The sequence below is a fragment of the Bacillus testis genome, from assembly GCF_001243895.1.
In the GTDB taxonomy this organism is placed as follows: Bacteria; Bacillota; Bacilli; order Bacillales; family DSM-1321; genus Bacillus_AD; species Bacillus_AD testis.
On record NZ_LN851186.1, the window covers coordinates 1,909,942 to 1,921,816 of the forward strand.

Annotated in this window: 8 protein-coding genes; 5 read left to right on the forward strand and 3 right to left on the reverse strand. The window is 46.0% G+C overall.

The genetic code is table 11. The annotated features are described in order from the left end of the window. Positions 1-6: 6 nt before the first annotated feature. Entirely contained in the window at positions 7-1,527 is a 1,521-nt protein-coding gene (gene exaC / locus BN1765_RS09785) for an acetaldehyde dehydrogenase ExaC (protein ID WP_050614948.1), read from the reverse strand. 348 nt (positions 1,528-1,875) lie between these two features. Between exaC and BN1765_RS19540 the strand changes: the two genes are divergently transcribed. The 4 genes from BN1765_RS19540 to BN1765_RS09805 all read left to right on the forward strand — a co-directional run bounded on the left by BN1765_RS19540 (position 1,876) and on the right by BN1765_RS09805 (position 7,776). Next, a complete protein-coding gene (locus BN1765_RS19540) occupies positions 1,876-2,121 on the forward strand; it encodes a hypothetical protein (RefSeq protein ID WP_075050798.1) in 246 nt (81 codons plus the stop codon). Between the two features lie 166 nt (positions 2,122-2,287). After that, on the forward strand, positions 2,288-4,243 hold the full coding sequence (locus tag BN1765_RS09795; RefSeq protein ID WP_050614950.1) for a putative thiazole-containing bacteriocin maturation protein: 1,956 nt from the start codon (positions 2,288-2,290) through the stop codon (positions 4,241-4,243). Then, positions 4,240-6,186, forward strand: coding sequence for a TOMM precursor leader peptide-binding protein (locus BN1765_RS09800; protein WP_050614951.1), 1,947 nt, complete (start codon positions 4,240-4,242; stop codon positions 6,184-6,186). The genes BN1765_RS09795 and BN1765_RS09800 overlap by 4 nt, the downstream gene beginning before the upstream one ends. 21 nt (positions 6,187-6,207) lie before the next feature. Further along, complete coding sequence (locus tag BN1765_RS09805; protein WP_050614952.1) at positions 6,208-7,776, forward strand: SagB family peptide dehydrogenase; 1,569 nt, start codon at positions 6,208-6,210, stop codon at positions 7,774-7,776. Between the two features lie 197 nt (positions 7,777-7,973). Here the strand turns inward: BN1765_RS09805 and BN1765_RS09810 are convergent, their stop codons facing one another. Further along, on the reverse strand, positions 7,974-8,840 hold the full coding sequence (locus tag BN1765_RS09810; protein ID WP_050614953.1) for an SDR family oxidoreductase: 867 nt from the start codon (positions 8,838-8,840) through the stop codon (positions 7,974-7,976). 600 nt (positions 8,841-9,440) lie between these two features. Here BN1765_RS09810 and BN1765_RS09815 point away from each other — a divergent pair. Continuing rightward, positions 9,441-10,427 carry an NAD(P)H-quinone oxidoreductase gene (locus tag BN1765_RS09815; protein ID WP_050614954.1) on the forward strand — a complete coding sequence of 329 codons (987 nt, stop codon included), beginning with the start codon at positions 9,441-9,443 and terminating at the stop codon, positions 10,425-10,427. A gap of 48 nt (positions 10,428-10,475) precedes the next feature. On the opposite strand, the gene BN1765_RS09820 is transcribed toward BN1765_RS09815, so the two are convergent. Further along, on the reverse strand, positions 10,476-11,510 hold the full coding sequence (locus tag BN1765_RS09820; RefSeq protein WP_230199513.1) for an NADP-dependent oxidoreductase: 1,035 nt from the start codon (positions 11,508-11,510) through the stop codon (positions 10,476-10,478). Positions 11,511-11,875: the final 365 nt, after the last annotated feature.

Genomic DNA, 11,875 nt, shown 5'->3' on the forward strand with positions numbered 1-11,875 from the left:
TTCGGTTTAGAAGAATCCTTGGGCGTTTTTATCATAGCTTACTAATAAACATTTTGTTTGTTGATAGTGTTCAAGCATCATGGCGTGGTTTTCACGGCCGATACCTGACATTTTATATCCTCCGAACGCTGCTCCTGCCGGATATTGGTGATATGTGTTTGTCCAAACACGTCCAGCTTGGATGCCGCGTCCTGCACGGTAGGCAGTATCGCCGCTGCGTGACCATACGCCAGCTCCAAGTCCATATAATGTATCGTTTGCGATTTCCATCGCTTCGTCGAAGTCTTTGAAGGTAGTAACCGCAAGAACTGGTCCGAAGATTTCTTCTTGGAAGATGCGCATTTTATTATTGCCCTTGAATACGGTCGGTTTAATATAGTTGCCGTTTTCCAGTCCGCCTTCAAGATGGTTTTCTTCGCCGCCGATTAGGAGTTCGGCACCTTCTTCTTTACCAAGCTTGATGTAAGAAAGGATTTTTTCCTTTTGTTCGTTTGAAGCTTGGGCGCCCATCATTACTTCTGTATCAAGCGGGTTGCCGATTTTGATTGCTTTTACTCTTTCCAAAGCACGTTCCATAAATTGATCATAAATGGATTCCTGGATAAGTGCACGTGACGGACATGTGCAGATTTCGCCTGAATTCAATGCGAACATGACAAAACCTTCAATTGCTTTGTTCAGGTATTCATCATCTTTATCCATGACGTCTTCGAAGAATACGTTCGGTGATTTACCGCCTAGTTCAAGAGTTACAGGGATGATGTTCTCTGTAGCGTATTGCATGATTTGACGGCCGACTGCAGTAGAGCCGGTGAAAGCGATTTTAGCAATGCGTTTGTTTGTCGCAAGCGGTTTGCCTACTTCAACTCCGAACCCATTCACAATATTAAGGACGCCTTTTGGAAGCAAGTCCTGGATCAACTCTATAAGCACCATGATGGATGCCGGAGTTTGTTCAGCTGGTTTCATGACAATACAGTTACCAGCTGCAAGCGCAGGAGCGATTTTCCATACGGCCATTAGGATTGGGAAGTTCCAAGGAATAATTTGGCCCACAACCCCTAGTGGCTCATGGAAGTGGTAAGCGACTGTGTCGTTATCCAATTGAGTAGTGCGGCCTTCCTGTGCCCGGATCGTGCTTGCGAAATAACGGAAGTGGTCGATGGCCAAAGGAATATCCGCATTTAATGTTTCACGGACTGCTTTCCCGTTGTCCCAAGTTTCTGCAACAGCAATCATTTCTAAGTTTTCTTCTATGCGATCGGCAATTTTATGTAAAATAAGTGCTCGTTCTGCTGCGGATGTTTTTCCCCAAGCATCCTTAGCTGCATGGGCAGCATCCAAAGCCAATTCTATATCTTCTGCAGAAGAACGGGCGATTTTAGTGAATACTTCGCCAGTTACCGGAGATTTGTTGTCGAAATATTGGCCTTTAACCGGCGCAACCCATTCTCCTCCGATAAAGTTATCGTATTTTTCTTTAAAGTTAACAACTGCCCCTTTAGTGTTTGGATTTGCATAAATCATAGTTGCATCTCTCCCTTATTTGTCCATTTAGAAACCTAGTGGCGATATATGTAATCGCATACATAAATGATAACCACCAAGTATGTTTCCGCTTTCTATAATGTTCTTTATTTTGACATAATTCAAGCAATATGCACTAAAAAGATATGTTATAGAGGACTTAAGCACCGTATCTTATCCTAGTATGTATTTGCCTGATTTGGACTGTATTTGATAAATAGGCTTCTATAAAAGTAGCAACCCCCGACATTCACACATATTTTGTGGGGAGAGTACTTGAAGGATGGCAAACGTTTCGTTTTCTTTCCTCTGCTCAAAGATTATAAAAAAATATGTGGAGGTAACAAGATGAATGAATTTCAAAGTCAACTTCAGACATTGAATCTTGGCGATTATTACACAAGTGAGCTAGTTCCCTGGAACCAGACCGCCTATTCAACCGACGATTCACGGCTGATCGGTTTTGGCTTCGGCTGTTTTGGCTGTTTCTTTTGTTTCGGCTGCGGAGGCTTCGGAAGATGCGGAGGCTGCGGAGGATGTGGAAGATGTGGAGGTTGTGGAGGCTGCGGCCGTTGTGGCCGATGCGGCCGCTGATCCTGCTATATATATGGAACGACCGAAAAAATGTCCCTGCAAGAGTATTTGCGGGGGCTTTTCCATGCAGAGTTTTTGCATATGAGACAAAATGTCTTACATAAGATGAGAATGAAAAGGTTGTTATAGGTTTTAGAACAGCTAGTGTTTGGAAGGGAGGAGCGGGATGACAAATGTAATTCCGTCTATGCGTTTGAAAGTCAATAGGGACACGTTTTTTATTCCGGATACAGACAAAGGGATGTATTTTCGCAATAATGCTAGTTCTTTTCGAATGGAAGGCGAGACAATTGTTCAGTGGCTTGATAAGCTGTTGCCCATGCTGAACGGCGAGTATACGTTAAAAGAGCTTACGGATGGGTTGCCGGGTTCTTACCGGAACAGAGTAATGGAAATTGCTGAAACGCTTTTTGCCAATGGTTTTGTTCGGGACGTCAGCAAGGACCTCCCCAGCACCCTGCCGGATTATATCTTAAAGAAGCATGGTTCTCAAATTGAATTTTTGGACCATTTCGGAGGCTCTGGTGCATATCGTTTTCAGCAGTATCGCCAATCGAACGTATTGGCGGTCGGTTCTGGCCCTTTTTTTATTTCTTTGGTTTCAGCGTTGCTTAAAACAGGTTTGCCAGCATTCCAGATTTCGCTTACTGAGGAAGTGCCGACCAGCAGGGAACGGATTAAGGAGATCGTAGATGAGGCCCGAACGAGTGATCACGAGGTGAAGGTTAGCGAAACAGTGGGATGCCCGCCAGTTGAAATGATAAAATCACGGCATGAAAAAAGGCAATCATTTGATGCTGTCCTGTATGTATCACAGGAAGGAAATATAGCGGAATTGCAGGCGATCCATCGTGTATGCAGACAGGAAAAGATCGTGTTCATCCCCGCTATTTTCTTGAATGGGAGCGGGCTGGCCGGTCCTCTTGTTCAACCGGATTCCGAGGGATGTTGGGAATCCGCTTGGCGCCGGCTGCATCGAACGGCGCTTGAAGAGAAAGGAGAGCAATCCGCGTATTCATCGACAACCGGGGCTATGCTGGCCAATGTGATCACCTTTGAGTTGTTCAAACACATAACTGATGTAAAAAGGGATCTTCAAGGGCCAAAGTTTTATTTTCTTAATGCAGAAACCTTGGAAGGCCAGTGGCATTCCTTTGCACCTCATCCTGCGGTAACCGGCCGGGCATCGGCTTGCAAGGTGACCGATATCGACCAAAGGCTTGAACAAGGGCGCCGTTCAGTTAAAGAAGGTAAATGGTTTCTTTATTTTAGTCAGTTAACTTCTCCACAATCCGGGATTTTTCATTGTTGGGAAGAAGGAAATCTTAATCAATTGCCATTGTCACTGTGCCGCATACAGGCTGCAGATCCCGTATCCGAGGGGCCGGCAGAGCTATTGCCTGCAAGTGTAGCTGCAGGTTTGACGCATGAAGAGGCAAGAAAGGAAGCAGGGCTGATGGGAGTGGAAGCCTATGTTACTGCAGCCTGCCATCAACCGATCAGGTCACTATTCATGTCTATGGAAGACATAACCGGCACAGATGAACACCAATTTATTGGAATCGGGGCGGGAGAGACGTTTGCCGAATGTGTTTGCCGCGGTTTACAGAGGTGTTTGGACGACGAGTTCCGGAAACAGAAGGCACAAGACATCATTGTACCGGTTGAATTAGGAGAAATAGAGGATGAACGCTGCCGCTTTTATTTGCAGTCCTTAACGACACTGCGAGGAGAGTCTGTCATCGGCTTGGGAAAAGAAGTGCATGGTTTCCCTGTTGTTTGGGTCGGCGTAGAAGGCAGCTGGTACGGGGCAGTCGGGCTGAATGCCACTTCGGCCCTTCGAAATGCTGTGGTGGAGGCGATTATGGAAATTCAACAATCTTCCGGAGAAAAGGCATCCAATAGGGCTCCTTTTATGCAGGAGAAAGCAACGGTAGTACAGAAGTTGGACATTCCAACAAGTAAACCGGAAAGCCATCTAGAAATGGTGCAGGCTGCTAGATCCGTAATGGCTGAAAATGGCTTCCAGCTCATGGCTGTCGAAGTCGAGATAGAACCTTTTACGAAAGCAGAACCGATCGAAGTGATTGGAGTGCTGCTTAGCAAGGGGGAATTAACGTGAAGAAAGCCGTATGGGTCAGCGGAAGCGGACTCCTTGCAGATTGCGTGCTAGAAGAATTGGGCAACAGAAGGCAGATTCAGATTATCCATTCCGACTTTCCCGCAGATATCCCGGCAGCAACGGAAATGGCTCTTGTATTGGATGATGCCTGGCATCCCTCAGTCCATTTGGAAGCGGAAGAACGATTCAAGGAAGCCGGAATCCCTTGGCTCAGAAGTTTCGTGTCATTTGGGGAGGGCGTAGTCGGGCCCTTGGTACTTCCGGGAAAACCCGGTTGTTCGCAGTGTGCCGACCAAAGGCAACTGATGGCAGGCCGCGACCGCAAAGAGATGTGGGCGTTGAGAAGGAAGCTGCAGGAACAGGGAGGAGTACCTCGGGATGCCGCTGCTTCAAGGCCGGGATTTATGCAGATGGCCAGCCTGATCGGAGCTGAGGTACAAACGATATTGGAGGGGAAACAAGCTTTAACGGAAGGGCGTTTAGCCTTCATTGATCTTAAAACACTTGGGCTTTCCTGGCATTCTTTCCTTCCTGATTCGTTGTGTGTGCAGTGCGGCCGATTGCCGGATGATTCAAAAGCCTCCGCCCGCATTTCCCTGCAGCCCAGCCGCAAATCAAATCCGGACAGTTACCGCACTCGTCCAATGGCTGAGCTTGGGAAAGTCCTTGCCAAGGATTACTTGGATCACAAGACAGGTTTTTTAAATCAAAAAATGCTGGATCTTGTTCCTCCATTTGCGGATGCGAGCGTCAACCTGCCTTTATTCATAGGAGACGAAGGTGCCGCGGGACGAACCAATTCATATGCCACAAGCGAGTTGACGGCCATTTTGGAAGGCTTGGAACGGTATTGCGGCATGGACCCTAAAGGCAAAAGGACAGTTATCTATGACAGCTACAGCAATCTGAAGGATGAGGCGCTGAATCCTCTTGAGGTAGGCGTGCATTCCAAGGACCATTACGAACAGGCTGATTTCCCTTTCCGGCCATTTGATCCAGACACACCGATGAATTGGGTGTGGGGCTATTCCTTTTTAGAAGATCGTCCATTGCTCGTTCCGGAATTGCTTGCGTATTACAGCCTGGGTTGCGGTGAAGGGTTTGTCTTTGAAACATCGAATGGCTGCGCATTAGGCGGAAGTTTGGAGGAAGCGATTTTTTACGGCATCATGGAAGTCGTTGAACGCGATTCGTTTTTACTGACTTGGTACGGACAGCTTCCACTTCCTCGCCTGGATCCCCGCACGGCAGATGACCGGGAATTGCAGCTGATGATTGAGCGGGCGAAAGCAGTCGCGGGCTATGATACCTTTTTATATAACGCTATGATGGAGCATGGCATTCCAAGTGTTTGGGCGATGGCGAAAAACAGGAAGCAAGAAGGATTGAATATCATCTGTGCCGCTGGCGCCCACCTGGATCCTGTGAGGGCGGCCAAAAGCGCCATGCATGAGCTGGGCGGTATGATGCTGACGTTGGATGAAAAATTTGTAAATAATCGGCCGAATTACGAAAAGATGCTGCACAATCCAATGCTTGTCCAACAAATGGAGGATCATGGAATGCTGTTCGGCTTACCTGAGACCGAGGGCCGATTAGGGTTTTTACTGGATCATAATCGACCATTGCGGAGTTTTAGTGAAGAGTTTGCAGACAGACCGGTTCGTGCTGACTTAAAAGATGATCTTGTGGACGTCCTTCAAAAACTGCATGAAAGGAAATTGGATGTCATCGTGGTGGACCAGACAGTACCGGAGATCAAACGAAACGGGCTTCATTGCGTAAAAGTATTGATTCCTGGCATGCTTCCGATGACTTTCGGCCACCACCTGACCCGTGTACAAGGGCTTGAAAGGGTGCTTGAGGTGCCTAAGATGCTCGGATATAAGGAAGCAGCATTGACGTACGGCCAGCTTAATCCGTATCCGCATCCATTTCCATAAATAGTGACAGGAGGTTGGGGGATGCAACTTGAGGAATTTCTGCACCATCTTCATACAGACCCTGAAAAGATTACGCCGCTCGGCTGGGAAATCGATTGGGAGGATGCACCGCTCTCTTATAAACTCTACCGTAATCTTCCAGTCATACCTCTTTCAGCGGATATCCCGCTGAAATTGGAAGAATCAGAGCCGAGGGAACCTGACCTTGAAAGGATCGGCCATTTTCTTTGGTATGTGTATGGCTTGGCGCAAGTAAGCCAATCGGTGATTCCTACTGAAGACGGCGAGCCGGAAATCATTCAGTCCTTCCGCCGTTTTCCTGCTTCTGGGGGTGCTCTGTATCCAAATGAATTATATATTTATCTTAAGCTGGCTGATTTGCCTTCCGGAGTCTACCATTATGATGTCGCCCATCATCGATTAGTGTTATTGAGGGAAGGTAATTTCGATGATTATATAACCCGGGCTATCGGGAAAAATTGCGATATTTCCAGTTGTTATGGGACGGTTTTTGTCTCGACGATGTTTTGGAAGAACTTTTTCAAATACAATAATTTCGCCTATCGTCTGCAAGGATTGGATGCCGGTGTGCTAATGGGGCAATTAATGGAGGTGTCAAAACGGTTCGGCTTTGCATCAGGGGTGTATTTCCAGTTCCTTGACAGGGCCATCAACCATTTGCTTGGTATAGATGAAAAGGAAGAGAGCGTATATGCGGTCATTCCCTTAACGGTTGAGCCGCTCAACTGGTCTTTTGCGGGTAGGGGAATAGAAGGTTCTATTTCGGCAGAAAGCCTGTGCAGAGAACTTTCTGAAACACAATTTGCCCATTATGTCCGATCGCAAAGAGTGAAAGAGTTTCCTAAACTGATTGAACTGAATGAAGCTTCCATGATCGAAATGCTGCCATGCGCCCGGAAAGCAGGCACAGTCGAACAAATGGATAGCGAAGGCGCTGACATAAAGCTGCCTTTTGTGGAGCCTCTGCCGTATGATTTGGCAGAGGCTTGCCATCAGCGTTTTTCCCCGGAGATGGATTTTAGGATGCAAACGATCAGCCAGGAGCAACTGGCAGTATTATTGCAGGAAGCTTCTGCATCTTTTTTGTACAGGAACGATTTGGATGACTCCGATAGCAATGGTTTGCCGCGTGTATCCATCTATATTTGTTTACATGGCGTTGAAGGCATTCCATCTGGGGCCTACCGATATGACGGGGTGGCCCATGCTCTTAAGCTGATCAGGCCGGGGGACCATCGGCTTCAGCTGCAGTACAGCCTATCGCTCGATAATGTGAATATGCTGCAGGTGCCGCTTTGTCTGCATGTGGCAGGGGCCAAAGATTCTTTCGGGTCGCCCCTCGGGTACAGAGGCTACCGCATACAGCAAATGGAAGCGGGAATGCTTGTCCAGCGGGTACTGTTGGCAGCGTCGGCTATTGGTTTGCAGGGACATCCTCTTCTCGGGTTCGATGTCAAAGTATGCGATTCCATCTATCAAATGGACCGCCAAGGACTGACCAGCTTAATCCAAATCCCCATTGGCACTGTCGGTCAGCGGCCATGGCTGAAGGGGACCCTGCACCATTGATATGGCAAGGAATCGCAACCGCCTCATCTCTAAAGAGGAAATAAGGCTGTTTGCCTAAATAAAAACCTGGCATTTCTACTAGGACATTGAATAATGAGGTGCCTGTACGAGGAAGTTTTGATTGTATGAGGAGTAGGAAAAGCATGAAAAAAGCCTTCCGCATTCACATGCAGAAGGCTTGCTTTGCAATAGCCGCATCATGAAGACATTGCCATGCCACCATTTACATGGATGCACTGTCCAGTAATATAAGCTCCTTCATCTGATGCGAGAAGGACATAGGCGCCTGCAAGGTCTGCCGGTTGTCCTGGGCGGCCAAGCGGTGTATCGGTACCGAATTTTGAGACGCTTTGTCCGTCAAAAGTAGCCGGAATGAGGGGAGTCCAAATGGGGCCCGGAGCAACCATATTCACCCGGATTCCTTTTTTTGCAAGGTTCTGGGCAAGGCTGCGCGTAAAACCGACAATCGCGCCTTTTGTCGCTGTATAGTCTATTAAGGTTGGGTTGCCTACATACGGATTAACCGATGTTGTATTAATGATTGAATGGCCTTGTTTCATATGTGGCACTGCATGCTTGCTCATATAAAAAACGGAATACATATTGGTTCGGAATGTTTGATCCCATTGTTCAGCTGTTATGTCTTCAATGTTCTCTGTAGGAAATTGTACGGCTGCGTTATTGACGAGGATATCCAACTTGCCGAATTCATCCACTGTTTTCTTGATTAAATCCTTGCATACCGCTTCCTGTGATACATCGCCGGGAAGCAGAAGGCATTTGACCCCTTCTTTTTCAATCAATTGTTTGGTTTCTTCCGCATCGCTGTCTTCATTCAGATAGTTCACGGCGACGTGAGCTCCTTCTTTTGCATAAGCAATCGCAACAGCGCGTCCGATTCCGCTGTCGCCGCCTGTGATTAAGGCAACCCGGTCTTTAAGCTTGCCGCTGCCGGAATAGTCTTTAGGCTGAATAGGAAGTGGCTTCATCTCCGATTCAATCCCAGGCTGTTGTTGCTGTGTTTGCTCTGGTTGTCCATCCTTTTGTTGTTCGTATATATTCATCCTAAAATCCCTCCTATAAAACTGTGGTTCTTCTAAAAATGTAACCTTAATTACGGATTTCTAAACATGGAATGGTGCTAAGATACGAACAAGAAATGGGATGCTGCATCTCTTGATCGACAATCTATTTTGGTTTTTACCTGGCTATGAGAATAGAATTCTTCTATTTTGATAGCCGGTGTAAAAGCCGGTTCATTGGGTACAGCGGCGAAGTAGGCGGACGCATTGATCCGGGCGTATCGGATTACTTGTTCAAGCAAGTTAAATGAGACTTCTGTCTATTCAATTTAGCAAACGGATGACGGTGTACAGGTTACGGTTTACATGATTACGGTTACTCGGACTTTGGCCATCTGCGCAGTGAAGCTGCGAATGATTAGGGAATGCCTGTTCCCGCTGTATCTTTTGTTTAATAGATTTTACGTTTAGTCTGCAGGGAACTTCCTCTGCAGGCTTTTTGGATTCGGTGCACTTAATAAAATGATGATTATTTAAAGACAGAGCGGGTAAGGATTTAAGATGGATAATTTGCTCTGCATATGAAGGGATAGTATGATCATGTAAGTTGGTTACTAATAGTAAGGGGGATGAAAAGAGATAATGAAAGCAGTCACTGTAAAACTACCAGGCGGTGCAGAACAGCTTCAGGTTGTAAACATAGAAAAACCTGTAATTCGCGACGGCGAATTGTTAATAAAAGTAAAAGCTTGTGCCATTAATAGAACGGATCTTATGTCGAGGGAAGGGAAGACCGGCTATATGAAGAATCCGGTACTTGGCATTGAAATTTCCGGAGAAGTGGTGGAAGCCGCTAAAGATACAAATATTAAAATCGGAACGCGTGTTATGGGCCTTGTCAATGGAGGAGGATATGCTGAATATGCCGTCATGCCGGCAGATCGGGCGATGATCATTCCGGACAATCTGTCTTACGAAGAGGCAGCGGCAATCCCTGAAGTATTTTTGACAGCTTATCAAACGCTCTTTTGGCTGGGTGGATTGACAGATGATAATACTGTTTTGATTCATGCGGGCGGGAGCGGAGTAGGCACCGCAGCCATCCAACTAGCCAAGCAATTGACCAAAGCGAAGATCATCACAACTGCCGGTTCGCAAAGAAAACTGGATTTTTGCCAATCACTTGGAGCGGATGTCTGCATCAATTATAAAGAGCAGTCATTTGAAGAAGAAGTGTTGGGTGCCACCGGCAATAAAGGCGCGGATGTCATTTTGGACTTCATCGGCGCTTCCTACTGGGAGAAAAACCTGAAGAGCATCAACATCGACGGCCGATGGGTGTTGATTGGCGTTCTTGGCGGCACAGTGGTTGAAAAAGTGGATATTATGCAAATCATGCTGAAAAGGCTGCAATTGAAAGGGACTCTTCTAACACCTAGAAGCGATGAATATAAAAGGGACTTAACCGATGAATTTGTGCAAAGAGCTATGCCATTATTCCTGCAAGGTAAAGTGAAACCGATTGTGGATACGGTCTTTTCATTGGAAGATATTCAAAAAGCCCATGAATATATGGAAGCCAATAAAAATATAGGCAAGATTATTGTGCGTATAGACGCAACCGAATGATAAACAAAAATAAGCCGCCGGAACGAACTCCGGCGGCTTATTTGCTGTTTATCGATTAATGTCAGCGTACTTAGGATCTGCCACTTTGACCAATTGTTTTCCAAGGTTTTTTCCTTTGAACAGTCCTAGGAAAGCTTCAGGTATGCGTTCAAATCCTTCCACAATTGTTTCTTCATACTTTAATTTTCCTTGCTGCAGCCATTTTCCCAAATCAACTGCTGCTTCAGGGAAACGCGATGAATAATCGCCGATGGTAAAGCCTTTCATTAAAGCGCTGGTTTTGATCATTGCTGATTGAATGCGAGGGCCGACGTCTTTTCCGGCTGCGTTATAGGAAGAAATGGCACCGCATAATGGAATTCGGGCGTTTCTGTTAAGGTGAGTGAACACAGCATCTGTCACTTCGCCGCCGACGTTGTCATAATAAACATCCACACCATTCGGCAGAGCCTCCGCTAAATCATCTGCGAAACTTTCTTTCTTATAATTGACAGCAGCGTCAAAACCCAGTTCGTTCTTTAAATAGTCGATTTTCTTGTCTGAACCGGCAATCCCTACGACTCTTGCTCCTTTTAGTTTGGCAATTTGGCCGACAACGGAGCCGACTGCTCCTGCCGCACCGGAAACAACAACTGTTTCTCCTTCTTGCGGTTTGCCGATATCAAGGAGTCCAAAATAGGCCGTCAAACCTGGCATCCCCAGAATGCCTAAATGGGTGGTAACAGGCGCTACCTTAGGATCGATTTTTCTGATGGTGTTTTCATCTGCAACGGAATATTCAGCCCAATTTAAGGTGCCGACTACGACGTCTCCCTGTTTGAATGATTCTGATTTCGATTCCACCACCTCAGCAACAACGCCGCCGACAATCACTTTATCCAATTCGAACGGTGCGATATATGATTTAACGTCCTGCATTCTGCCGCGCATATATGGATCGACAGATAAATAGAGTGTCCGCACTAAAACTTGCTTGTCGTTTGGCGAAGGCACTTCACTTTCCACAAATCTAAAATCGTTGTTTGTTGGCATTCCTTCCGGCCGATTGGCCAAATGAATTTCTTTTTGCATATTTAATGACATCGAAACTCCTCCTCTGTGTATGAATTGCAGTGCAAAGCGTATCATTCCTTTCTATTAAATAGCAAATAAATGACCTTATTCTTTCATTGATTCCAATAGTATGGCTGGACTAAGAATCCAATCAATCATTCAAGAGGGATCGGTATCGGCAGAAAGTGCATTAGGGGGGATGATTTTGGAGTAAACAAGCAAAGCTCATAAGTTAATTCTTTGACATGGATAAGAATGGTATGGTAAATTTATTTCGAAGTAAAGATAATTTAAATAGAAATAATAATTCATTTTATGTTTTTTTAATTGTATATCTCGAATTAGAGATAATAGAAATCGTTTTATAACCCAAGAATAAAATGCTTCTTAAAAAA

Bases quoted from the DNA above. Each gene is read 5' to 3' on its own strand.
- exaC (WP_050614948.1), bottom strand. From the start codon at position 1,527: ATGATTTATGCAAATCCAAACACTAAAGGGGCAGTTGTTAACTTTAAA.
- BN1765_RS19540 (WP_075050798.1), top strand. From the start codon at position 1,876: ATGAATGAATTTCAAAGTCAACTTCAGACATTGAATCTTGGCGATTAT.
- BN1765_RS09795 (WP_050614950.1), top strand. From the start codon at position 2,288: ATGACAAATGTAATTCCGTCTATGCGTTTGAAAGTCAATAGGGACACG.
- BN1765_RS09805 (WP_050614952.1), top strand. From the start codon at position 6,208: ATGCAACTTGAGGAATTTCTGCACCATCTTCATACAGACCCTGAAAAG.
- BN1765_RS09810 (WP_050614953.1), bottom strand. From the start codon at position 8,840: ATGAATATATACGAACAACAAAAGGATGGACAACCAGAGCAAACACAG.
- BN1765_RS09815 (WP_050614954.1), top strand. From the start codon at position 9,441: ATGAAAGCAGTCACTGTAAAACTACCAGGCGGTGCAGAACAGCTTCAG.
- BN1765_RS09820 (WP_230199513.1), bottom strand. From the start codon at position 11,510: ATGTCATTAAATATGCAAAAAGAAATTCATTTGGCCAATCGGCCGGAA.